The sequence below is a fragment of the Flavivirga abyssicola genome, assembly GCF_030540775.2.
GTDB classification, from domain to species: domain Bacteria; phylum Bacteroidota; class Bacteroidia; order Flavobacteriales; family Flavobacteriaceae; genus Flavivirga; species Flavivirga abyssicola.
In genome coordinates this window covers 175,051-199,154 of sequence record NZ_CP141266.1, presented here as the reverse complement: position 1 = coordinate 199,154, position 24,104 = coordinate 175,051, and the positions used below count along the sequence as shown (strand labels likewise).

The following is a 24,104-nucleotide window of genomic DNA, read 5'->3' as shown; positions in this document are numbered from 1 at the left end:
TTTGAAGTGTAAAGTTGTTCCAATACTTATCTGACCGAAACTATAATATATATTGAAGCATAGTAGTATTATGACATAAACAGATTTTTTCATTCTTGAAAAGGCGCTTTTTCATTAATTTGTAGAGAAACTAAGAAAATTGCCTGAGAACTTGTATTTCATTTCTTATTTTTAATAAAATGGTGGCAAGCCTATCGTTAATAACTCCTGATAACTCCACTTCAAAAATCAGGTCAAAATTCCTATTTTGCACATCATAATTTAAAATTAAAAAAAGGATAAGTGAAAGTCTGTATTGCCGAAAAACCAAGTGTAGCACGCGAAATAGCTTCTGTTTTAGGAGCTAATTCTAAACGTGATGGTTATTATGAAGGCAATGGTTATGCAGTGACTTATACTTTTGGACATTTATGTACATTAAAAGAGCCCAACGATTATAAACCATATTGGAAAAGCTGGGATTTAAATAACCTCCCCATGTTGCCCGAAAAATTTGAAACGAAAGTTGTTTCTAATTCAGGGATACAAAAGCAATTTAAAATTGTAAAAAGTTTATTTGATAAAGCAGATGTGGTTATAAATTGTGGGGATGCAGGTCAGGAAGGTGAATTGATTCAGCGTTGGGTTATGAATGAAGCCAATTATAAAGGCGAAGTAAAACGTCTATGGATTTCTTCATTAACGACAGAGGCTATCAAAGAGGGGTTTGAAAATTTAAAACCTGCTGAAGATTACGACAATTTATATTACGCGGGATTTTCCAGGGCTATTGGAGATTGGCTACTTGGAATGAATGCTACCAGATTGTACACCGTAAAACATGGAGGTTATAAGCAGGTATTGTCAGTTGGTCGGGTACAAACTCCAACATTGGCGATGGTTGTTAATCGATTTAAAGAGATTGAAAATTTTAAACCCCAACCATATTGGGAATTGCAGACCTTGTATCGGGATACTTTGTTTAGTTACGAAGAGGGGCGTTTTTTGAAAAAGGAAGATGGAGAGGCACTAGCGAATAAAGTAAAGGAGAGCGATTTTGAAATAGAATCTATTACAAAGAAAAAAGGAAAGGAATATGCACCAAAGCTTTTCGATTTAACAGGATTGCAAGTGTATTGTAATACGAAGTTTGGATTTTCGGCAGATGAAACCTTAAAGATTGTTCAGAAATTATATGAGCAAAAAGTCGTTACGTACCCTAGAGTAGATACCACTTTTTTACCAACCGATATATATCCAAAAGTATCAGGTATTCTTCAAAAGCTGACAAACTATTCAAAATTAACACAACCACTTTTAGGAAAAAAAATAAAGAAATCGGCCAAAGTTTTTAACGATAAAAAAGTAACCGATCACCATGCTATCATCCCAACAGGGATTCAGATTAATTTACAATATAACCAACAACAAGTTTACGATATTATAGTAAAACGTTTTATAGCGGTTTTTTATGACGATTGTTTGGTGGCTAATACTTCCGTTATTGGTAAGGTTGCAGATGTGTCTTTTAAAACAACAGGAAAAGAGATTTTAGAGAAAGGGTGGCGTGTCGTTTTTGATACTTCGACTGCATCCAGTACGACAAAGGATAAATTATTACCATCGTTTGTTAAAGGAGAAAAAGGTCCACATGAACCTTCGTTTTTAGAAAAAGAAACCAAACCACCTAACCAATTTACAGAGGCTTCTTTATTACGTGCTATGGAAACAGCGGGTAAGCAAGTGGATGATGAAGATATGCGTGAATTGATGAAAGAAAATGGTATTGGAAGACCGTCAACACGTGCCAATATTATTGAAACCCTTTTTAAAAGAAAATATATAAAACGTAATAAAAAGCAGGTCTTGCCTACCGTTACTGGGATGCAGCTTATAGATACGATTCAAAACAATTTATTAAAATCTGCAGAACTCACAGGGTCTTGGGAAAAGCAACTAAAAGACATTGAAAAAGGAGCGTTCAGTGCAGGAGCGTTTATAAAGAATATGAAACGTATGGTGGATGCTCTGGTATATGAGGTGAGAAGCGAAACAAAGCGTGCTAATATATCTCATGCCGTAACCGTGAAAAATAGGGAAGCCAAGGCAGTAAAAAAAGCAGCAGCAGGTATTACGGCAGAAACCTGTCCAAAATGTAAAAAAGGACATATTATAAAAGGAAAAACAGCTTATGGTTGTAGTGGGTACAAATCGGGGTGTCATTTTGTGATCCCTTTTAGTTATGCTGATAAAAAGATTTCTGAAAAACAGTATATTAGATTGCTTCAAAAAGGGTCTACAGTTAATTTAAAAGGTTTTAAAACAGATTCTGGTAAAGTAGAAGGTTTGCTTCGTTTTGATGAACATTTTAATCTGAAATTAGAACCCAAAAAGACTTCAAATACTTCGGTGAAAACAAAACCAGAAGAATTAACTTGTCCAAAATGCAAAAAAGGAACTGTTCTTAAAGGTAGTACAGCATATGGGTGCAGTGATTATAAATCTGGATGTGATTTTAAAATGACTTTTGATGCCGTAAGAGCTAAAATAAATGGACAGAAACCAACCAAAGAACTCGTTCACAGTATTTTAAATGGAAGTATCTAAAAGCGAGCATCGACATTTTGTAATTTATAAACCCTATGGTTATTTAAGTCAGTTTAAAAGTCATGATTCAAAACAGCAGTCGAAAAAGTTCTTAGGACTACTGTATGATTTTCCTAAGGGAATCATGGCTATTGGTAGATTAGATGAAAAATCAGAAGGATTATTATTATTGACTACCGATGGTAAAACGAGTGATTTTGTTAATAGTCAAAAAGTAGAAAAAGAATATTATGCACAGGTAGACGGTACTATTACAGATGAAGCCATCAATCTATTAAAAGCAGGAGTGGAAATTGGTTTTGATGGTAAAAAATATCAAACCAGACCCTGTAAAGCTTCCAGATTAAATGAGCTTCCAGATTTACCAAAGCGATCACAAAAAATCAGGGATGATAGGCATGGCCCAACATCTTGGGTGTCTATAATCTTAAATGAAGGTAAGTTTAGGCAGGTGCGAAAAATGACTTCGGCAGTTGGCTTTCCTACATTACGTTTGGTACGCGTTCGAGTAGGGACTATTCATATTAACTCGATGCAGGTAGGAGATGTTGTTGAAGTTAGTGCATTTTTTTAAACTTCCAATTTCTTTAATTCTTTATAATTTCGATTAAGGCGTTTTAATAAAATACCATAAACAAGCCAATAGAACAATAATAAAACACCAATGGCAGCTGCTAAAAATAAAACAGCTACTATTATAAATATAGCATAAAATTTAAAAACCTCTCCATTAGCTGAGGCTTGTTTTATTTGATCTATAAGAAGTTGATCTTGACTTAATTCAACATATATAGCAGCAAAAGTTGCTACTACCAGATAAATTAAATTGAAAGCCACATACTGTTTTACTGTTTTTCTTGTTTTAAGGATGTTCTCCATAAGTACCTTGGCATTATCTGTAGTAGAGATTTTTCTATAGTTTCTGAAAAACAAATAAAAGAAAAGCGCTAAAATAATATAGCCTATAATTACTAGGGGGATAAAAACAGCATCAGCATCAAACTGTTGATAACGTTTAATACTTTCTGTATCTTTTAATAATAAAGAAATAAATGTCCAAAAAGCGAACTCTAATAAACTAATTATAAAAATCCATTTTACAATGGAAGATGATTTTTTTAAAATCATCTTATATATTTCGTTATATGTTAGCTTAGGATATTTATTATCATCCTTATTCCAATCCTTCTTTAATAAATCTAATTCATCCATATGCTTACGGATTTAAAATGGTTCTAAGTTTCGTTTTTATTCTATTCATCTTCACACGTGCATTCACTTCACTAATTCCCAAAGTTTCACTAATTTCTCTATAATCTTTATCTTCTAAGTATAAGAAAACAAGCGCTTTTTCAATATCATTTAATTGATGTACAGCTTTGTAAAGTATTTTTAGTTGCTCCTCTTCTGTATCATCATAATTTTCAGCCTTAATTTTAAATTCTACGCCATTAAAATCTTGCGTGTTAATAGTTCGCTTAGATTTTCTATAAAGCGTAATTGCTGTATTTAAACCTACTCTGTACATCCATGTACTAAATTTAGCGTCTCCTCTAAATTTCGGATATGCTTTCCAAAGCTGAATGGTTATTTCTTGAAATAAATCATTATGAGCATCATAATTATTAGTATATAAGCGACATACCTTATGTATAATATTTTGATGCTTTTCTAGCAATTCAACAAAACTATGTTCTAGTTCTTTTTTCAATGTGATGGTTTAGTTACTATATAGGTAGCTTAAAATTTTAAAACGTTACAGGTGTGTAAAAATAATATTTTAAATCGTTAACATCTTACTAAAGATATAAGACCACTCCGCTATTAGACCTTTGAATAAATGTTTTGTTTTAACCATTTGATATACAGTGATTAATATGAATCGTGTTTTTTGCGAATCAGAGTTGTTTTAATCGTATTATCTAATGATTAGAGCTAGAGTATTTAATTGTAATTTTTTTAATATAGCTATAATTGACCTTCAATTATGTTTGAAAATTTTAACTAAATAACAATAGTTTTAAATAGCTAAAAATATAGCTGTATAGTATCTTTGCATAATACTTTATTTTACTATGAATATACCCCAATCTGATTTTCCCAGAGTCGTTATTATAGGCGGTGGTTTTGCAGGAATTAATTTTGCAAGAAAAATAGCAAACAAAAATATACAGGTCGTTTTAATTGATAAAAGAAACTACCACACGTTTCAACCATTATTATATCAAGTTTCCTCGGCAGGGTTAGAGCCGGATTCTATTGCATATCCACTTCGTAAAATATTGAAGAATCATAAAAACACGTTTTTTCGTCTAGCTGAAGTAGAATCCATTAATTCTGATAAAAATGAGCTAAAAACAAGTATTGGTATTATAAATTATGATTATTTAGTAATAGCAACAGGAACTAAGACAAACTATTTTGGAAATAAGTCTATTGAAGAATATGGTATGCCTATGAAAAAAGTCCCTCAAGCTTTAAATATTCGTAGTTTAATATTGCAAAATTTTGAACAGGCAGCTATAACAGATGATAAAGAAGCCCGCAAAGCTTTGTTGAATTTTGTTATTGTTGGAGGCGGGCCAACTGGAGTTGAGTTGGCAGGTGCTATTGCTGAGCTAAAAAACCATATTTTACCAAGAGATTATCGTGATTTAATCCCCGAAGATATGCAGATATATCTACTAGAAGGAGGAGCTCGTGTTTTACCTACAATGAGCGAACATGCATCTAAAAAAGCAACTAAGTTTTTGTCTAAGTTAGGTGTTTTAGTACACTGTAATACATTTGTTAAAAATTATGATGGAAGAAAAGTACAAACTAATTTAAGTTTAGAATTACAATCTGAAACTTTAATTTGGGCAGCAGGTGTTACAGGGAATCCGGTAAAAGGACTTCAAGCAGATGTGCTTGTTGATCGTGCCAATAGATATAAAGTAAATGAGTATAACCAGATAGAAGGTTATAACAATATTTTTGCTTTAGGAGATATTGGTTTAATGCAAACCGATGCGTATCCAAATGGCCATCCACAAGTAGCACAACCAGCTATTCAGCAAGGTGAACTTTTAGGAAAAAACCTTATGAAATTAATAGCCGGTAAGCCGATGAAAAAATTTAAATATAAGGACAAAGGATCGATGGCTACGGTAGGTAGAAACAAAGCGGTTGTTGATTTAAAACATTTTAGATTTGCAGGTTTTTTTGCATGGTTTGTATGGATGTTTGTACACCTTATGGCATTGGTCGGTTTTAGAAATAGAGTGATTGTTTTCTTTAATTGGGGCTATAATTATATTAATTTTGATAAAGCTGCACGACTTATTATACGTCCATTTAAGAAGTTAAATTAAAAGTTTATATTTTTTTTATTAAATACTGATTAATAGTATTTTAAATAGTATTAATAGTTTTTGTCTATGGCTGTTTTTTAATACTAAAAACAATAAGAAGTCACTAATTTTAGGTCGGGCGTAAATGATAAACGACTGAAAAAGAAAATGTTTATCAAAAATGTACTTCAGTACTAATTAAATGTACTCAAATTTATAAAAAAAATAACACTAAAAAAATTAAAGTTTCATTCACTTTATTGAACTACTTTTTTTTGTAAAAAAGTAACATCTTGTTAATTGGTTAATAAGTGAATCGTGTGCAATTATCCTTCAAAGAAAACAATATATTCTTCCTAAAAGAATTGGCAAAAATCTGTTATAGTGTCATCATTAAAGTTCAATTCATCATCAAAAAATTACAGTTCAGTTATATTGAATTTATTTATAAATGGTTCTGTTGCAAATTTGCATCATCAATAAAAATTAACAACAGAAGTAAATGCCATGAAATATATTTTAACTATTATAACTGTATTGATATCAATTCATATAAATGCTCAAAAAACCATCAATGGAACTGTCTTTAACATGAAAAATGTGCCTATAATTGGAGCTAATATTTATTTAGAGGGTACTTATGATGGAAGCACTACAGACAAAAATGGCGCTTTTTCATTTACAACTTCTGAGACAGGAACCCAAACTTTAATAGTTTCTTATTTGTCTTATGAAACATTCACTATGGTTGGTGATATATCATATATGCATGACCTTGTTGTTAAGCTTAGAGAAGATGTAAGCACTTTGGATGCTGTGATATTGTCTGCAGGAACTTTTTCAGCAGGAGATAATAGTAAGGTTAATGTTTTAAAACCATTAGATGTTGTTACGACTGCAAGTGCTTTAGGTGATTTTGTAGGCGCACTGCAAACATTGCCAGGTACAACAACCGTAGCTGAGGATGGTCGGTTATTTGTTCGTGGAGGTGGTGCTAATGAAACACAAATTTTTATAGATGGGATTCGTGTATTTACACCATACACCCCAACAACTAATAACGCACCAACTCGCGGGAGGTATTCGCCATTTTTGTTTGATGGTATTACATTTTCTACAGGCGGTTATTCAGCAGAGTTTGGACAGGCACTTTCAAGTGTATTATTGTTGAATACCATTGATGAACCTGATCAAGAAAAAACAGATATTGGTGTTATGAGTGTAGGAGCAACACTGGGCAATACTCAAAAGTGGGAGAAAAGTTCGTTGAGTGTGAATGCTTCTTATATAAATTTAGCGCCTTATAATGCTATATTTTCTAATAGAAATGATTGGATACGTCCTTTTGAAACTGTTTCTGGTGAGGCTGTTTTTAGAAAAAAAACAAATAAGGGATTGTTTAAACTCTATGGAGCATTTGATACTACTAATTTTGAATTAACCCAAGAAGATATTAATAATAGTGAAGGTGTTCATTTTAAACTAAATAATAATAATGTTTATTTTAATAGTTCGTACCAAGGGACTTTAAATGATACTTGGACACTATTTGGAGGTGTAAGTTATACTCATGCGAAAAACAACTTCAATATTATTGAAAGCGCGATTAAGGACACTGAAAACTCTGTACACGCCAAGTTGAAATTTAAAAACAGAATTAGTAACCGGTTTAAACTTTATTTTGGAGGCGAGTACTTTGCAACAGATTTTAATGAGAACTATTCAGATGACGCCATTGATAACCTAACATATGGTTATGATAATAATATTGCTGCAGTTTTTGCGGAAGCTGATATTTTTATATCCAAAAGTTTAGCGTTTAAATCTGGAGTAAGGGGTGAGTATAGTGAGATTTTTAAAGACTTTACCTTAGCACCAAGATTGTCTTTAGCTTATAAAACATCTGCTAAAAGTCAGGTGTCATTAGCATATGGTAATTTTTATCAAAACCCGTCTAGTAATATTTTAAAGTTTAACCAGGCACTTAAAGCTCAGAATACCTCTCATTATATTTTTAATTATCAATACAATGCGGATAGAAGACTGTTTAGGGCTGAGGCTTATTATAAAAAGTATGATAATCTAGTAAAATATGATACTGGTTTAGCTAATCCTAATAGTAATTTTAATAGTGATGGCTCTGGATTTGCCAAGGGAATTGATTTCTTTTGGAGGGATAGTTATAGCATTAAAAATTTCGATTATTGGATAAGCTACTCTTTGTTAGACACGAAACGAGATTATAATAATTATCCAACTAAAGCACAACCAAATTTTGCCAATACGCATAATTTATCAGTAGTTGGGAAATATTGGATTGAAGATTGGAGAAGCCAAGTCGGGTTTAGCTATGCACTAGCATCAGGGAGAACATTTACAAACCCAAATGAACCAGGGTTTTTAAATAATAAAACAAAACCTTATAATAGTTTAAGTCTCAATTGGGCGTATTTAATTAGTCCGCAAAAAATACTTTATGCTTCGGTAAATAATGTATTAGGATTTAGAAATATTAATGGCTATCAATATGCTAATACACCAGATGTTAACGGCAATTTTAACAGACGTGCTTTACAGCCAGCTGTAGATCAATTCTTTTTTGTTGGCTTCTTTTGGACCATTAGTGAAGATAAGAAGAGCAACCAGTTGGATAATTTATAAGGCTGTCTAAAAAAAGTGCCATTCTGAATATTACCGAGAAACAAAATATATTTTGTTTCGAAGGTATCAGCGAAGCTGTGAAGAATCTCTTTAAAATAGATGGCTTTGATTATGAGTAAAATAAGATGCTTCGCGTTGCTCTGAATGACAAGATTAGACAGCCTATGGAGAGTTGGAGCTATTTCAGAGCGTGAATTGTACTTAAGCAAAAAGAAGCATCAATTTAAAACAAAGGCTTAATCGTTTTGATACTAGTACTTATCTCGCTGTCTTTGTTTTTTGATATGCTTAACCATTTTTCCAAAGTCTTTATCCTTTTTTCTCTTTTCTTCGACACTCGATTCAAAGAAGGCGCTTTCTTTTTCCATTTTTTGAAAATTAGTATAAGAATCTGAATCGATGTCTCCATTCTCAACGGCATTTAGTATAGCACAGCCTTTTTCTCTGGTATGTGTGCAGTTTTTGAATTTACAACTCTGAGATAACTCAGAAATATCATCAAAGGTCATTTCTAACCCTTCAGAAGATTTCGTAATACCAATTTCCCGCATGCCAGGGTTGTCGATTAAAATACCTCCATCATCTAGCACAATTAATTCTCTGTGTGTGGTTACATGCTTTCCTCTGTCTATGCGCTTGCTAATAGCACCTGTATCCATTAGTTCTTTACCTATTAGTAAATTTAAAAGCGTTGATTTTCCTACTCCAGAAGACCCTAATAAGCAATAAGTTTTGCCTTTGTTTATGATCGATTCTATTTTATCTAATCCAATTTTTGATTGATTGCTCATCGCAATTATAGTAACACCTTTGATACGTTTTTTTATGGTATCGAGAAGCGTGTTTAACCTTAACTCATCTATTAAATCTATTTTACTTAAAATAATAATAGGTTTAACGTTAGAAGCGTTACAAATAGTTAAATACCGTTCTAAACGGTTTATATTAAAATCCCTGTTTACAGATTGTATAATTAAGCCATAATCAATATTTGTGGCAATTATTTGGGTTTGGGCATATTTCCCAACTGCTTGTCTTTCTATTATAGAATGTCTGGGGTAAATGGCATGTATTAAAGCTTTGCTTTCATCATATTCAGAAATAGCAACCCAATCTCCAACAGCTGGCAGATCATATCTGTTTTTGGCGGTAAATCTTAAATTACCAATAAGTTCTGCATCACATTCGTTATGGTCTGTTTTTACAATATATCTGTCTTTATGTTCCAATATAACCCTACCAACCAGAAACGAATCGATATGTTGTTCTTTTCGATAAGCTTTTAAAGCTTCATTATATCCTAAGTCTTCAAGTGTTAATGTAGATTTCATTTTATTATTTTTTCATTCTAAGTACTTTTTGATTCTTACCTTCTTGAATATATGTTTTAAAAGTTTTAAACCCATGCTTTTCATAAAAGGGTTTCCCTATTTTATTTTCATTAAAGACTTCAACTTCTAGTTTCTTATGAAATTGATTAATATGATTAACCAATGCTGTTCCAATACCTTTGGAATGATAATTTGGATTTACAAATAGCCCTCCAATTTCGTTTTCTATCATAGATATAAAACCCACGATTTTTTCGGATTCTTTATACACCCAAGTATCCGAGTTTGGAAGATAGATTTCTGTCATGGCCTTTTTTACCATTTGAGTGAATTCATTATTTAAAAAAGGATGCGCTAATGTAGAGGCATGTTCCCATATTTCAATAAGGGCTGGGATTTCTTTTTCATTATATTTTCTAATCATTATCAATTTTAATTTATTCTAAGATGCGTGTATTTGTTAATGAGCTCTTCTTTCACCATATCAAGTGGATACTCATTAAAAACAGTAAGGTAGCTTAATGAGATTCCATCAATTTCAGCAATGAACATATAACTTAGCAAATCACTTTTTTTTAATGAAATTTGATCAAAAATATTTTTAACAGCACTAAAAAGAAGAGAGGCTCTTTTTTCTATTTGTTCTTTTAGGATTCGTCTGGTCGATGGTTGAAACATAATATTTAAATTGAGTTGAAAAAAGATTTTATCATGCTCCAACTGCGAAAAAATGGTCTCAATAAGTTGTACTAATTGAAGTTTAGGTTTTTTCTCTGATTTAGAAGCTGCACTCATCTCAATCATTTGATTTGTCACACTTGTGAAAATATCTATCAAAATTGATTCTTTTGATTTAAAATGATGATATATCAATCCTTTGGATACATTAGCTTCATGACAGATACTTGACATGGATGTATTTTCAAAACCTTCTTCGGCGAATAACCTAGTCGCAACTTGGAGTACTTTATTTTTTTTATCACTCATATATAAATATAAAAACCGACTATTCGGTCTGTAAATATATTGATTATTTTTTGAATTGTTGATTTATAGTTTTAGAAAGATCAGTTAATAAAAGATTGAAGCTACTTTCAAAATGCGATATAATGAATATAGTATGTGGATTGTATTTTGAGATATGATAATTGTCATAGTTATTTTACTGATAATATGATAATTTTAAGTTAGTAATTAATGATAGATAACTATCAATAAATATTAGGGTCATGAAAGCAAAAAAGAATCCAAAATTAGAAATAGGCAGAAATAGTAGTATCTATTTTGCTATAGGTCTTAACATCATGTTACTTCTTTCCTGGCAAGCTTTAGAATATAAAACTTACGAAAGGGATGATGTCGTTGTAGACCTTTTAGATGTTGAAACTCAATTTGAAGAGGAAATTCCCGTTGTTACTATGAATACACCTCCGCCACCGCCACCGCCTCCGGTAATTACTCAAGAGTCTATCCAAATTGTAGAAGATACTGAGGAGATAGAAGAGACCGTTTTTGAAAGTACTGAAACATCACAAGAAGAGGCCATTCGAGATGTTGTAGAGGTTAGTGATGTTAATGTAGAAGAAGTTGAGGAAGAAGTGGAAGTCGCATTTGCTCTTATTGAAAATGTTCCTATTTTTCCTGGTTGTGAAGGATTACCTAAACAAAAGATGAAGGATTGTTTTCAAAAAAAGATACAAGAGCATGTGATCAAAAATTTTGAGTATCCTGAAGAGGCATTAGATTTAGGTATCCAAGGACGTGTATCTGTAGTATTCATAATAGATTCTAAAGGATATATTACAGGTATAAAATCTAGAGGCCCAGATAAAATTTTAGAAAAAGAAGCAGAACGTATTATAGGGATATTACCTAAAATGAAACCGGGAACCCAACGAGGTAGACCTGTAAAAGTAGCTTACTCTATACCAATTTTCTTCAAGTATAATGAGGGGTGAAGTGTGTAGGTAGTTATTGTATAAATCAAGAGGTATTTAATATCTCTTGATTTTTTTATGCAATAATCAATCATAAAATAAATCAGTATTATTTTTAAGTACTAAAAAGGTTAACACTTCATCTGGAAAAAATAACAGTTCGGTAAGTCAGTTTTTAAAAATGGGAGGTATGATAAGATATTTGCTTCATAATAAAAACTATAAAAAACAAATACATGAAACATCTAATCATTATTACAGCACTATTAGTTTCGGGATTTATTCATTCTCAAACTAATTACGAAAAGGGTATGCAAAAGGCTTTTGGACTTTGGAGCAGCAATGAGATGACCGAAGCATCAAATATGTTTGAGCGTATTGCCAAAGCAGAACCAGATAACTGGCTACCCCCTTATTATGCAGCACAAATTAATATTATTGGTAGTTTTGGAGAAAAAAACAAAGAGAAACTAACGGCTCAATTAAAAAAGGCACAAGACCTCATTAATGATGCTACTGCAATTTCAAAAGATAATCCAGAAATCTTAGTACTACAAGCATTGTTGCATACAGCTTGGGTTGCTTTTGATGGTGCTACATATGGTATGACCTTATCGGGGAAAGTTGTTGAATTATATGCAAAAGCATCACAAATTGCACCAGACAACCCTAGAGTTGTTTATTGTAAGGCAGAATGGGATATGGGAGGCGCACGTTATTTTGGACAAGACACAACACCTTTTTGTAAAGATCTGGAAAGAGCCATTGAACTTTTTGCTAACTTTAAGCCAGAAACGCCATTTCATCCTAATTGGGGGAAAGAACGCTCAGTTCAAATATTAGAGTCTTGCGGGAAATAAAATAAATAGTACTTAAAAAACTTTATGACAAAATCAGTTAAAAATATCTTTATAGCATTTGCCATCGGGTGTGTTATCTTTATGATAGATAATCTGCTCACTGGTGGATTTAGACTAAAAAGTATTAATAATCTTTTAATTGGATTTGTTTTCAATCAATTGTATTCTTTTGTGCTTGGGTTTTCTAATATGTATTTTTTCTATTACGTTAATCGTCTTAATTGGAAAAAAGAAGATACAATAAAGCGTATTTTAATAGGTATTATAGGGTCTACCACCGTAACGTTAATAGGTTTGTTTATATTGAGAATGCTTACGGCATTGAGTCTTAAAGGTGAGTCTCTTTATGAGTTTATTGCAAATGAAACGTTCAAGTCTTATCGCTTTGGGTTGTGGATAACCTTAACGATTGTTATCATTTTTCATATTGTTTATTTTTATAACAGATACCAACAAAATAGAATAAAGGAGCAAAAAGTAATAGCAGGAACTGCCAGTGCTAAATTTAATGCTTTAAAAAACCAGTTAGACCCGCATTTTTTATTTAATAGCTTAAATGTTCTTACGAGTTTAATAGAAGAAAACCCAGATAATGCGCAAAAGTTTACAACTTCTTTGTCTAAAGTATATCGCTATGTTTTAGAGCAAAAAGATAAAGAGTTGGTCACTGTTGATGAAGAATTACAATTCGCAAAGACTTATATGTCTTTACTAAAAATGCGTTTTGAGGACAGTATTATTTTCGATATGCCAGAAAACGCATCTAACCCGGAAAGCAAGGTGGTGCCATTATCATTGCAACTGCTTTTAGAAAATGCAGTTAAACATAATATGGTCACATCAAACAACCCCTTACACATAAAGATTTATGAAGATAGGGATAATTTGGTTGTCGAAAATAATTTACAACCAAAACAAATAGTAAAAAAGAGTAGTGGTGTAGGTTTGAGTAATATTAAACAACGTTACGACTTATTAACAGATAAAAAAGTACATATTAATAAAGAAGCAAATAGCTTTGCAGTAGCTATACCTATGCTTACAAAACAAATTATAGTTATGAGATCGCAATTACAACCAGAAATAGATGATAGTTATGTGCGTGCCCGTAAGCATGTAGAAGAACTTAAAGGGTTTTATTATAGTCTAATATCATATTTTTTGGTTATTCCGTTTTTGATATTTATAAACCATCGAACGTCATGGGATTTTCAATGGTTTTGGTTCCCAATGTTTGGCTGGGGTATAGGTTTAGCCATTCAAGCTTTTAGGGTTTTTGTAAACGATGGTGCTTTTGGCAGAGATTGGGAAAAGCGTAAAATTGAAAAATATATGCAAGAAGAAGAAAATAATAAACATTGGAATTAAATTACAGGAAATCATGCAAAAATTACCAGATTCAGAAGTAGATAGTAAATATTTAAGAGCTCGCAAAAGGGTAGAAGACCTTAAAGAATTCTATTATCATTTAATAGCCTATTGCTTAGTTATTCCCTTTTTAGCTTTTGTTAATTATAAAACGTATTGGAACTTTCAATGGTTTTGGTTTCCAATGGCAGGTTGGGGTATAGGTTTGGGGTTCCATGCTTATAATGTGTTTGTGAACAATGGTGTTTTGGGACGTCAATGGGAAGAAAGAAAAATACAAGAGTTTATGGAAGAGGAAGAAGAAAAAATGCGTTGGGGTTAAATTTTTGAAAACATGAAGAATAGAGATTATAATTATTCATCAGAAGAATTTAAACGAGAAGATGCTTATTTAAGAGCTCAAAAAAGGCTAAAAGAAATAAAAGGTTTTTATTGGCATGCCTTATGGTATGTTTTGGTAAACGTATTTATTGTAGTTATGATTGCTGTAAATACAGATGGTAATATTTGGCATTTTGGGACATTTTCTACACCTCTTTTTTGGGGAATTGGTTTGGGTTTTCATGCCATGGGGGTATTTGGTAAAAATATATTCTTTAGTAAAAAATGGGAAAAACGCAAGATGAATGAGTTTTTAGATAAAGACAAAAAACGTTGGGAATAATAAACTCATTGACATAATAAGAACAAATTTATATAAAGAAATGAATGTAATCATTATTGAAGACGAGAAACCATCAGCAAGGCGTTTACAACGTATGCTGAAAACATTGGATATTGAGGCTCAAACCATGTTGCATTCTGTTGAAGAATCAATACAATGGTTCCAAAACAATACACATCCAGATTTAATTTTTCTAGATATCCAATTAAGTGATGGATTATCGTTCGAAATTTTTGAATCCATTGAAATTAAAAGTGCTGTAATTTTTACCACAGCTTATGATGAATATGCATTACAAGCCTTTAAATTAAATAGTATAGATTATTTATTAAAACCTATTGATGAAAACGATTTAGCAACCGCAGTTAAAAAGTATCAAGAGCGCGCACCACAAAAACAGGCGGTAACCTTAGACTTCAATGATATAAAAAAACTATTAGTAAACCCAATAGACCGAGACTATAAAAAACGTTTTTCGGTAAAAGTAGGGCAGCATTTAAAGCTTATAAATATTGATGATATTGAATGTTTTTACAGCGAAAATAAAGGCACTTATTTATATACAAACGAGGGCAGGAATTATCTTTTAGATACCACTTTAGAACATCTGGAAGATGAGTTAGAGCCTCAAACCTTTTTTCGTATAAATCGAAAATTCTTTGTTAATATCAATGCTATAAAAGATATGGTAAGCTATACCAATTCCCGATTGCAGATAAAACTTAATACGTATAAAGAACAGGAGGTTATTGTAGCCCGTGAGCGTGTTAAAGATTTTAAAGCCTGGTTAGAGTAGAGGTTTTACTCATAAATCTAGGTTTTGGCTACAGTATTCTCGAATTTGGCTACAAATTAATTTTTGTTTCTACTGAACTTTGCTGAAACAAAAATTATTAAAAATGAGACAAAGTAAAATCGCATTAGTTACAGGAGGTAGTAGAGGTTTAGGTAGAGATACGGCAATCAATATATCCAAAAAGAATATTGACGTTATTATTACCTATAAAACCAATAAAGAATTAGCCGAAGACGTGGTTCGGGAGATTGAAAGAAATGGTCAGAAAGCGAAAGCATTTCAATTAGATACGAACAATATAAAGGAGTTTGGAGATTTTTTTAATCGAATAGCCTCTTATCTTACAAATGAATATGGTAGTCCAAATTTCGATTTTCTAATCAATAATGCAGGAACGGGGATTAACCAACCCATTACTAAGACTAGCGAATCGCAATTTGACGAGATGCTTAATATTCATTTTAAAGGTGTATATTTCTTAACACAAAAGGGAGTGCCTTTTATCAATAATAAAGGTGGTATTATTAATATATCGTCAGGTTTAACAAGGTTTTCTTTTCCTGGTTTTTCAGCTTATGCTTGTATGAAAGGAGCTATTGAAGTTTTTACTAGGTATTTGGCTAAAGAATTGGGACATAGAAAGATTACCTCTAATGTTATTGCTCCTGGAGCTATTGCTACCGATTTTGGTGAAGGCGTGAATAGAGATGATCAGGAAAAAAGACAAATCATTGCTAATGTTACCGCTTTAGGAAAGGTTGGAGAACCTGAAGATATTGGCGGGGTTGTAGCTTTCCTTTGTACAGAAGAAGCACAATGGATTAATGGACAGCGTATCGAAGTTTCTGGAGGCATGTTGTTATAAATTTAAAAAGTATAAATGAAAAACAAGATTCGAAAAATTAAAACGATAAGTGATTTTCATAAAATCAGAGGATTGCCTAGCCCACAGCATCCTTTAGTAAGCTTGGTTGATTATGGGCTTTCTAAAATACTACCAGAACACATTGGAGAACATTGGAATTTTGATTTTTATTCTATTGGAGTAAAAAGAAATGTGGGAGCAATTCGTTATGGCCAACAAAAATATGATTTTGATGAGGGCCTGATGTCTTTTATAGCACCAGGCCAAATACTGAGTATAGAACCCAATACTAATAAAGCTAACCTAAAACCTTCAGGTTGGCTATTTCTTATACACCCAGATTTTTTTTGGAATGCTTCGCTTTCAAAAACAATTAAACAATATGATTTTTTTGATTATTCTATAAATGAAGCACTCTTTATGTCTGAAAAAGAAGAAGATGTTATTGAAGGTATTTTTCAAAATATTAAACAGGAAATAGAGAATAATATTGATAATTTCAGTGAGAGTATTATCATAGCGCAAATAGAACTATTGCTCAACTACGCTCAACGATTTTATCAACGTCAATTCATTACTAGGAAAAAATCCAGTCACTATAAATTAAATGAAGTTGAAGCCTTACTTAATAAGTATTTTAATAGTGAAGCGATCATAAATGAGGGGTTACCAACAGTTCAATACATTGCTAATACATTAAATATGTCTCCAGGTTATTTAAGTAGTTTGCTTAAAAGCCTAACGGGGCAAACCACACAACAACATATACACAACAAATTGATAGAAAAGGCAAAAGAAAAATTATCGACGACAAATTTATCAGTTAGTGAAATTGCTTATGAATTAGGGTTTGAACATTCTCAATCCTTCAGTAAATTATTTAAAACGAAAACCAATGTTTCACCTTTGAAATTTCGTGCTTCATTTAATTAAAATTAACTATTACTGTTAGCTCAGTCTGTCTCAAAATCAATTTTGTTTCTCCGAGAATACCATATTTTGGGGTTCTCAAAGACACCTACCCAAATGCCAAAATTAAAAGCTAGAGTTTTGAGACGGTCTGAAGTTTTTGTATATAAAGAGTAGCACGTTGTAATAATAATACTTTTTCTATAGATGATAATGAAAAAGCGCAAACCAAATGGCTTGCGCAGATTCTGCTATTTTTTATGTTGTTGTATGTCGTTTATGTTTAGTAACCAACGGTAAAACGTTTTTTAATGAATTTAGAATCATTTACTTCATTTAATATAGCAACAGCAAAATCTTCCATAGAAATTGCACTTTCATTTTTTTCGTTCGAAATCAAATGATCTTCTGCTATTTTAAAATTAGCTGTTCTTTCTCCTTCAAAAATATAAGCAGATGGGGATACATTAGTCCAATTAAGCTCTTTTTCAGGTCTATATACACTATTCAATGCCGTTAGATGTGATTTTGCAATGGCCTTATATTCTTCTGGGAAAGAAGGCACATCAATAAGTAATAAATCATCTGAAACCTTTAGACTCCCTGCTCCACCTACGGCTATAAGTCTGGTATTGGCTTTTTTAGATGCTTCAACTAAAGACTTTGATGCTTCGATTAATAAATCATTATTGTCTTGAGGCGGTGCATAAGCACTAATTACAACATCGTTACCTTCGAAAGTTTTAGCTAATTGTTGAGTGTCAAAAATATCAACCTGTGTTGCTTTTACATTATCAGTATTTTCTAAATGGAAATCAGAAATGTTTTTAGATGTTATTAAATTTAAATGGTGATTTCTATTAGCAGCTTCTGCGACTAATCTTTTGCCAATGTTTCCACCAGCTCCTACGATTGTAATTTTCATTTTTATTGAATTTTAATTTATATTGTTTTTTCTAAGTTATTTGATGAATTCTTTAATTAGTTCGGCAACTTCATCGCTATATTCTTCTAACATAAAATGGCCTCCTTCAAAGAAGTGTATGGCTGCATTATCTAGATCTTTATTATAAGCTGCTCCTCCAGGATTACTAAAGAATTTGTCATTTTCTCCCCAAACCACTAACGTTTTAGGCTGATGTTCTTTTAAGTAGTTCTGCCATTCCGGGTATTTAGGAAAGTTTGTTCCATAATTATAGAATAAAGCTGTTTGAACTTCATTAATCCCTGCTTTTTCCATGAATTTTGTATCAGTGGTATACGATATAGGGTCTATTTTTTCTGGGTGTTTTGATCCTGATAGATATTGTTCTTTTATCCCTTCTAAAGACATTAAGTAATTTTTAAAATTATTAAGCCCTTCTAAGTTATTTGCTTTTTGATATTCTCCAATCTTCTTTGCCCATTCACCCATACCTTCCATATACATATTAGCATTTTGGATGATGAGCCCTTTAATATGTTGAGGTCTTTTTGAGGCTATTCTAAAACCAATTGGTCCTCCATAGTCCTGCATCATCAAATAAAAAGAAGGAATTTTAAGGGTATCAATAAATGCTTCTATTGTCTTACTTATATTTTCAAATGTATATTCAAACTTATCTATTGATGGCGCTTCACTTAATCCAAAACCAGGATAGTCTGGAGCAATAAGATGGTAATGGCCAGATAGCAGTTCTATGATGTCTCTGTACATATGTGAAGAAGACGGAAATCCATGAAGAAGTAATATGGTTTCCTTATTTTGTTCTCCTGCTTCGCGATATGATATTTCAATACCGTTTATTTTGATTTTTTTATTCATAAATTTAATTTTTAAATGTCATTATTTTTGTTACAGTTTTGGTTAAAATTTTTTAAAATTGATTTTTAAATTCCTCAAGACTTTGCTTACTTAACTTTTCTATTATAGCTCCATCAATTTCGTCTAAGACTATTCCTAAATTTTTATTGATTTGTTTTCCTACTCTACAGTTTGGGTTGGGTACATTTTTAAGTGAAGATAGTACATGGTCTGATCCTTTGGCTATTGCAAATATTTCAGATAACTGTATTTTCTTCGCATCTTTTAATAGTTTTACTCCACCATTTTTCCCTTCCTTACTTTCAATAAGCCCACTTGATTTAAGTATAGCGAGTTCTTTCCTTACTAATACAGGGTTAATATTAAGACTACTAGCTATTAAGGTTGAATTTAGCCATTCATCTTTATACAAAGCTAACAGTGTTATTATATGTAATATGACAGAGAATTTTGTTTTAATCATAATACAAATGTAATAAAAAAAATTACAGTTAAAAAAATAGATTTATTTTTTTAACATATTTATTATAACAAATAGATTTTTAATAGGAACTCACCTTGACTTTTTCTATTTCCTAAAAAATGGCTAAAATTCGCCCATATTTTGTTACTTTTTTTATGCTTAGCACTGCTATGCTTTGCAAAAAAAGCCTCATCTGAACAAATTTTATCTCATTTTCGGTTAAAAACAAAAAGTCAAGATGAGTTCAGAACTAAATACTACTTTTTAGCAAGTCTTCGCATGGCAACCCATTGCTTTAGCATATCTCTGGCATCTTGTGCAGGGTATCCTAAAACGGTTTCTCCAGCCTTTACATTGTTCATAACACCAGAACCAGCACCTACAGTAGCGCCAGATTCTATAGTTGTGTGATCTTTAATGGAAGCGCTTCCTCCAATAATAACACCATCGCCTAAAGTTACTGAGCCAGCAAGTCCACTATGTCCAGCCATGATACAAAAACGTCCCATAACACTATTATGGGCTATTTGTACTAAGTTATCTATTTTACAACCATCACCAACAATAGTAGCACTAAATTTGGCACGGTCTACACAGGAATTTGCACCAATTTCAACATAATGGCCAATAATAACATTACCGATTTGTGGTATTTTAACAAGTCCACGTCCGTCGTCACTGGGGCGATATCCAAAACCATCAGCACCAATGCTTACATTGGTATGGAAAATACAATGGCTTCCTATGATGCAGCGTTCTCTAATAACGGTTCCAGACCAGGCTATGGTATTATTACCAATTGTTGTTTCATCAAAAACACAAACGTTAGGGTATAAAATAACACCGTTACCAAGCTCTACATTTTTACCCACATAGCAATTAGCACCAATTTTACAACCTTCACCAATTTTTGCAGTTTTATGAATAACTGCTGTGGGATGAATATCTGTTTCGAATTCTGGTGCTGGTGGATTAAAGAGTTCTAAAATTTTAGCCATGGCTAAATCAGCATTTTTCACTTTAATTAATGCGCGATTATCTCCGGGTTCTACATTTAAATTATCATTAACTACAGCTGCACAGGCTTTTGAGTCTGCCCAATGCTTAACATATTTTGTACTTCCTATAAAAGTGATATGATTATTATTAGCATGTTGTAATTGTTCAGGACCATTAATAGATTGTGTTGTGTTTCCTATTAATTCTCCTTTTAAAATATCATTAATTTCTTTTATAGTGTACGACGTCATATCTATGTTTTCTAGATTTATGGTTAGTTATATTGTAAATCTAACAGAAAAAAAATAGAATCCAACTTTTTTTTGAAATCATATATCTATATTAAAGAAATATCCGACAAAAGATAATTGCTATTACCTTTTGTCGGATATCTCATTAAGTGGTAAAAAGTGTACTTTACCGTTACTATTTATAAAGATGTTTTATTAAAAAAGAGATCTATTTCAAGATGTTTTTCTTTCATAGAACTTAAAGCAAAAGCTGCTGTAGAGGCTGATAAAACAGAAAAATCAAAGACCCCTTTGATCCCCGTTGAAAAACACATAGCAAAGGCAAAAATTAATAAAAGAATTCCACTCAATTTAGCAAACGTTTCAGTTTTGAAACCTATTAATAAACATAGAGCAAAAATGATTTCTGCAACAGTAGCCGTTATTCCTAAAAAAGGAATAAGTGATTTTGGTATGAATGGATTGATAAGTTGCGTGTAGTCTAAAAAAGATTGCCAGTTTCCCCAGACAGATACGTTTTCTTGCCAAAACCCGAATCGATCTGCCACGGCTGAAAGAAACCCTAAACTAACTGCTAATCTTAGAAATAATTTAATGATATTTTGATTCATAATTATTGGTCTCCTACTTTATAATTTCCAGGAGTAAACAGAAACACTTTCATAAGCCTATTCCATGTGTTTATCTGTGTTATTGCCAGAGTTAGATAGCATACCTCATTTTTGTTAAAATAGTCTAATAAAGGCGTATAAACGTCTTCGGGTATTGGTGCTCTATTTATTTTTGTAAGTGTCTCTGCAAATTTTAATACTATTCTTTCTTTAGTAGAAAAATATGGGGTTTCTTCCCATACGCATAAAGATGACAAACGCAATTCTGTTTCGCCGGTATGCTTTAATTCTTTGTAATGCATATCTACACAATAAGCACAACCATTTTTTTGGGAAACTCTAAGTTTTACAAGCTCCATGAGCTTATTGTCTAATGGTGAATTGTTTAAAAAATCTTCTATAACTCTTAAGTTTTCGAACATTCCCTCGGGAATATCTGCATAAGAAATTCGTTCCATAATTTGATGTTATTTTTAATTATGAAACAAAGTTAGGATAGAGAAAATCGCTAAAAATTAAGATGTCTTAAGAAATAAATATTATTTGGTTTTTCTAAGTTCGCTCAAATATTCTGGGGTAATATGAAGGTATGAGGCGATCATGTACTGGGGAACACGTTGAGAAAAATCCTTAAGCTCATCTATAAATCCTCGGTATCGTTCTTTACTATTCATTTTAAGATAATGTTCGTTTTTGCGTTCAATAGCAATAACCATTTTTTCGGTTATAATCCTAAACAATCGCTCTAGTTTTGGTATAACGGCATACGCTTTTTCTAAATTAGCTTTATTGATAGTAAGTACTGTCGTTTCTTCAAGTGCTTGAATATATAAGAGGGAAGGTTGCTCGGTAATAAAGCTTTCCATGTTTGTCATCCACCAATTTTCAATCCCAAAATGGATGATATTCTCATTGCCTTTATCGTCAATCTTAAAGATGCGTATTAACCCTTTAGTGATAAAGAACTTCATTTTGCAGACATCACCTTCTTTTAAGATGAATTCTTTTTTTTGAAATGTTTGTACAGTAAGATAATCAAAAAATGAATTTACTTCTTCTTCAGAAAAGGATACATAACGATTTAAATACGTATGAAGTTGTTTTTTCATAATTAATCGTCTATCCTATTATCATCAAAAGCAGAAGGCAATAATTTTGGAATAAATTTGACAACCAACGGTAGTAATAATGCGCCTCCAGGAAGCATAAATATGGCAAGACTAGGAATGGATTTAAAAATGTCCAACAATTGTTCTTGTACTTTTTTTTGTTCCTCGTTGGTTAAATCCCGAACAGTAGATTGTGACAATAAAATCATAAGTTCTTTACTGTCTTTAAGTTCTTGATACAGACGTTTACTATTTCTCGTAATTAATTTATTGACCATTTTACTGGAGTTATTGTAAAAACTCTGTACAATATTTTTAGAACTTAAAAGTGCTATATTGTCTTTATTGGTGTTATAAAAATGATTTACAGTATCTATAGATTGGCTAATACGTGATGTGTGAAGGCTTAAATCGGTACCTAATTGAAATAAGAATTGTTGTTCGTTATCATCAATAGTTCTATCTCCCCAGGTAGCCATACAGGCTAAGTCTAAAACATAATACTTTTCTTGTTTCGTTTTAATAATTTCAATAGACTTTTTATAGTTTACATGAATGTTATCTTTAAATCGTAAGGAAGATTCAAAGAGTTTTATTAAACTTTCATCGTATTGGTTTTTTGTAATTTTAGAGTTTAAAACATCTAAAGAAATAGTCTCTATGGCTGCTTCTAAATTCCTTATATAATCAATTGAAATGGTATTGCTCTTTAAAAACTCTTGGTAAGCCAAGGCATCAATAAAAAGTAAAGCATTTATAATAAAATAATTAAAATTCTTGGTAAGTACATTAGCATCTATTTGTACGCGTTTATGAATTATTTTTTCGAGTTGTTCGCTAGATTTTTTACCGCCTAATAATTCTTGAAAGAATGAAATTTTAAGCTCATTTATATCTGTATAAAAGTTTATAACACTGTCAATAAATGGTATTTTAGACTTTGAATTACTATGAGTGTGAAATAACGTTAAAAGTAAATTTGCTTTACAAAGTTCATCTTCTGTAAGGTCTTTTTTATCAATAATACTCCCAACAATATCTAAATTACTTCCATATATAAAACCACAATTCCTTAAGGCATTATAAAAGGTTTCTTCACTGAAATTAAAGATGATATCCTTTTTTTCAATCTCCTTTAGTAGCTTTTTTATCCAACCTTGAGCAGACGGATTCATAGTATCATTTTTTATATGATGTAAATGTAATGCTTAAGTATTTAATAGAAAAAAATTCTTCGAGACATGCCTCGGAGTTTTCATTGAAACGAGCAAAATACTTTTAAAGCTTTCCTTGGAAGATAGGTAGACGGACTGTTTTAAGAAATTATTTATTTCGCTAATGTTTCTATATAGAAGCCACGTGTTTTAATCATATTAATGATATCCGTTTCTGAAATATTAGCGGTTGCTTCAATTCTAAGTACATTGTCGATATCTTCAAAATCGATAGACCATTTTAAAATACCGGAATGTTTATTAAGTAAAGGGTGTAAAGACTCTACTTTTTCCTTCGACTCAATATCTGTTTCAAATATTAATAGATGCATAATGTAGTATTA

At 31.7% G+C, this 24,104-nt stretch carries 26 protein-coding genes; 12 read left to right on the top strand and 14 right to left on the bottom strand.

Going from position 1 to position 24,104, the window contains the following annotated elements; translation table 11 throughout:
• Positions 1–282: 282 nt before the first annotated feature.
• Positions 283–2,586, top strand: a complete 2,304-nt coding sequence (locus Q4Q34_RS00800; RefSeq protein WP_303317442.1) for a type IA DNA topoisomerase — start codon at positions 283–285, stop codon at positions 2,584–2,586.
• On the top strand, positions 2,573–3,160 hold the full coding sequence (locus Q4Q34_RS00795; protein ID WP_303317443.1) for a pseudouridine synthase: 588 nt from the start codon (positions 2,573–2,575) through the stop codon (positions 3,158–3,160). The genes Q4Q34_RS00800 and Q4Q34_RS00795 overlap by 14 nt, the downstream gene beginning before the upstream one ends.
• On the opposite strand, the gene Q4Q34_RS00790 is transcribed toward Q4Q34_RS00795, so the two are convergent.
• Positions 3,157–3,798: a hypothetical protein gene (locus tag Q4Q34_RS00790; protein WP_303317444.1), complete on the bottom strand. Its 642-nt coding sequence runs from the start codon at positions 3,796–3,798 to the stop codon at positions 3,157–3,159. The two genes, Q4Q34_RS00795 and Q4Q34_RS00790, sit on opposite strands and share 4 nt — an antisense overlap.
• A 4-nt stretch (positions 3,799–3,802) precedes the next feature.
• The gene (locus Q4Q34_RS00785; RefSeq protein ID WP_303317445.1) at positions 3,803–4,297 is read right to left on the bottom strand and encodes an RNA polymerase sigma factor; all 495 of its coding nucleotides are present in this window, start codon (positions 4,295–4,297) and stop codon (positions 3,803–3,805) included.
• A gap of 364 nt (positions 4,298–4,661) precedes the next feature.
• On the opposite strand from Q4Q34_RS00785, the gene Q4Q34_RS00780 reads away from it, so the two are divergent.
• A complete protein-coding gene (locus Q4Q34_RS00780; protein WP_303317446.1) occupies positions 4,662–5,939 on the top strand; it encodes an NAD(P)/FAD-dependent oxidoreductase in 1,278 nt (425 codons plus the stop codon).
• A gap of 486 nt (positions 5,940–6,425) precedes the next feature.
• Complete coding sequence (locus Q4Q34_RS00775) at positions 6,426–8,579, top strand: TonB-dependent receptor (RefSeq protein WP_303317447.1); 2,154 nt, start codon at positions 6,426–6,428, stop codon at positions 8,577–8,579.
• A 251-nt stretch (positions 8,580–8,830) separates the two neighbouring features.
• On the opposite strand, the gene rsgA is transcribed toward Q4Q34_RS00775, so the two are convergent.
• The 3 genes from rsgA to Q4Q34_RS00760 are packed head-to-tail and all read right to left on the bottom strand — an operon-like array spanning position 8,831 to position 10,897.
• Complete coding sequence (rsgA, locus tag Q4Q34_RS00770) at positions 8,831–9,910, bottom strand: ribosome small subunit-dependent GTPase A (protein ID WP_303317448.1); 1,080 nt, start codon at positions 9,908–9,910, stop codon at positions 8,831–8,833.
• A 4-nt stretch (positions 9,911–9,914) separates the two neighbouring features.
• Positions 9,915–10,334 (bottom strand): GNAT family N-acetyltransferase, encoded by a 420-nt coding sequence (locus Q4Q34_RS00765; protein WP_303317449.1) that lies wholly within the window; start codon positions 10,332–10,334, stop codon positions 9,915–9,917.
• An 8-nt stretch (positions 10,335–10,342) separates the two neighbouring features.
• Entirely contained in the window at positions 10,343–10,897 is a 555-nt protein-coding gene (locus Q4Q34_RS00760) for a TetR/AcrR family transcriptional regulator (protein ID WP_303317450.1), read from the bottom strand.
• 242 nt (positions 10,898–11,139) lie between these two features.
• On the opposite strand from Q4Q34_RS00760, the gene Q4Q34_RS00755 reads away from it, so the two are divergent.
• The 8 genes from Q4Q34_RS00755 to Q4Q34_RS00720 all read left to right on the top strand — a co-directional run bounded on the left by Q4Q34_RS00755 (position 11,140) and on the right by Q4Q34_RS00720 (position 17,333).
• Positions 11,140–11,868 (top strand): energy transducer TonB, encoded by a 729-nt coding sequence (locus Q4Q34_RS00755; protein WP_303317451.1) that lies wholly within the window; start codon positions 11,140–11,142, stop codon positions 11,866–11,868.
• 215 nt (positions 11,869–12,083) lie between these two features.
• Positions 12,084–12,707 (top strand): tetratricopeptide repeat protein, encoded by a 624-nt coding sequence (locus Q4Q34_RS00750; protein ID WP_303317452.1) that lies wholly within the window; start codon positions 12,084–12,086, stop codon positions 12,705–12,707.
• A gap of 24 nt (positions 12,708–12,731) precedes the next feature.
• Positions 12,732–14,075, top strand: a complete 1,344-nt coding sequence (locus tag Q4Q34_RS00745; RefSeq protein ID WP_303317453.1) for a 2TM domain-containing protein — start codon at positions 12,732–12,734, stop codon at positions 14,073–14,075.
• 13 nt (positions 14,076–14,088) lie between these two features.
• A complete protein-coding gene (locus Q4Q34_RS00740) occupies positions 14,089–14,397 on the top strand; it encodes a 2TM domain-containing protein (protein ID WP_303317454.1) in 309 nt (102 codons plus the stop codon).
• Positions 14,398–14,409: 12 nt separating this feature from the next.
• A complete protein-coding gene (locus tag Q4Q34_RS00735; protein WP_303317455.1) occupies positions 14,410–14,739 on the top strand; it encodes a 2TM domain-containing protein in 330 nt (109 codons plus the stop codon).
• A gap of 40 nt (positions 14,740–14,779) precedes the next feature.
• Positions 14,780–15,535 (top strand): LytR/AlgR family response regulator transcription factor, encoded by a 756-nt coding sequence (locus Q4Q34_RS00730; protein ID WP_303317456.1) that lies wholly within the window; start codon positions 14,780–14,782, stop codon positions 15,533–15,535.
• Between the two features lie 103 nt (positions 15,536–15,638).
• The gene (locus tag Q4Q34_RS00725) at positions 15,639–16,400 is read left to right on the top strand and encodes an SDR family oxidoreductase (protein ID WP_303317457.1); all 762 of its coding nucleotides are present in this window, start codon (positions 15,639–15,641) and stop codon (positions 16,398–16,400) included.
• A gap of 15 nt (positions 16,401–16,415) precedes the next feature.
• Positions 16,416–17,333 carry a helix-turn-helix domain-containing protein gene (locus tag Q4Q34_RS00720; RefSeq protein ID WP_303317458.1) on the top strand — a complete coding sequence of 306 codons (918 nt, stop codon included), beginning with the start codon at positions 16,416–16,418 and terminating at the stop codon, positions 17,331–17,333.
• A gap of 259 nt (positions 17,334–17,592) precedes the next feature.
• On the opposite strand, the gene Q4Q34_RS00715 is transcribed toward Q4Q34_RS00720, so the two are convergent.
• The 9 genes from Q4Q34_RS00715 to Q4Q34_RS00675 form a co-directional block, all read right to left on the bottom strand.
• Positions 17,593–18,234, bottom strand: a complete 642-nt coding sequence (locus Q4Q34_RS00715) for an NAD(P)-dependent oxidoreductase (RefSeq protein ID WP_303317459.1) — start codon at positions 18,232–18,234, stop codon at positions 17,593–17,595.
• Positions 18,235–18,270: 36 nt separating this feature from the next.
• Positions 18,271–19,113, bottom strand: a complete 843-nt coding sequence (locus Q4Q34_RS00710) for an alpha/beta fold hydrolase (protein WP_303317460.1) — start codon at positions 19,111–19,113, stop codon at positions 18,271–18,273.
• A gap of 52 nt (positions 19,114–19,165) precedes the next feature.
• Positions 19,166–19,576, bottom strand: coding sequence for an Rrf2 family transcriptional regulator (locus tag Q4Q34_RS00705; RefSeq protein WP_303317461.1), 411 nt, complete (start codon positions 19,574–19,576; stop codon positions 19,166–19,168).
• 257 nt (positions 19,577–19,833) lie between these two features.
• Positions 19,834–20,826, bottom strand: coding sequence for a UDP-3-O-(3-hydroxymyristoyl)glucosamine N-acyltransferase (gene lpxD, locus Q4Q34_RS00700; protein WP_303317462.1), 993 nt, complete (start codon positions 20,824–20,826; stop codon positions 19,834–19,836).
• Positions 20,827–21,005: 179 nt separating this feature from the next.
• The gene (locus Q4Q34_RS00695; RefSeq protein ID WP_303317463.1) at positions 21,006–21,437 is read right to left on the bottom strand and encodes a DoxX family protein; all 432 of its coding nucleotides are present in this window, start codon (positions 21,435–21,437) and stop codon (positions 21,006–21,008) included.
• A 2-nt stretch (positions 21,438–21,439) separates the two neighbouring features.
• Complete coding sequence (locus Q4Q34_RS00690) at positions 21,440–21,895, bottom strand: carboxymuconolactone decarboxylase family protein (protein WP_303317464.1); 456 nt, start codon at positions 21,893–21,895, stop codon at positions 21,440–21,442.
• 81 nt (positions 21,896–21,976) lie between these two features.
• Entirely contained in the window at positions 21,977–22,546 is a 570-nt protein-coding gene (locus tag Q4Q34_RS00685) for a Crp/Fnr family transcriptional regulator (RefSeq protein ID WP_303317465.1), read from the bottom strand.
• Positions 22,547–22,548: 2 nt separating this feature from the next.
• Positions 22,549–23,721, bottom strand: coding sequence for an LETM1-related biofilm-associated protein (locus tag Q4Q34_RS00680; protein WP_303317466.1), 1,173 nt, complete (start codon positions 23,719–23,721; stop codon positions 22,549–22,551).
• A 152-nt stretch (positions 23,722–23,873) separates the two neighbouring features.
• On the bottom strand, positions 23,874–24,092 hold the full coding sequence (locus tag Q4Q34_RS00675; protein WP_303317467.1) for a hypothetical protein: 219 nt from the start codon (positions 24,090–24,092) through the stop codon (positions 23,874–23,876).
• Positions 24,093–24,104: the final 12 nt, after the last annotated feature.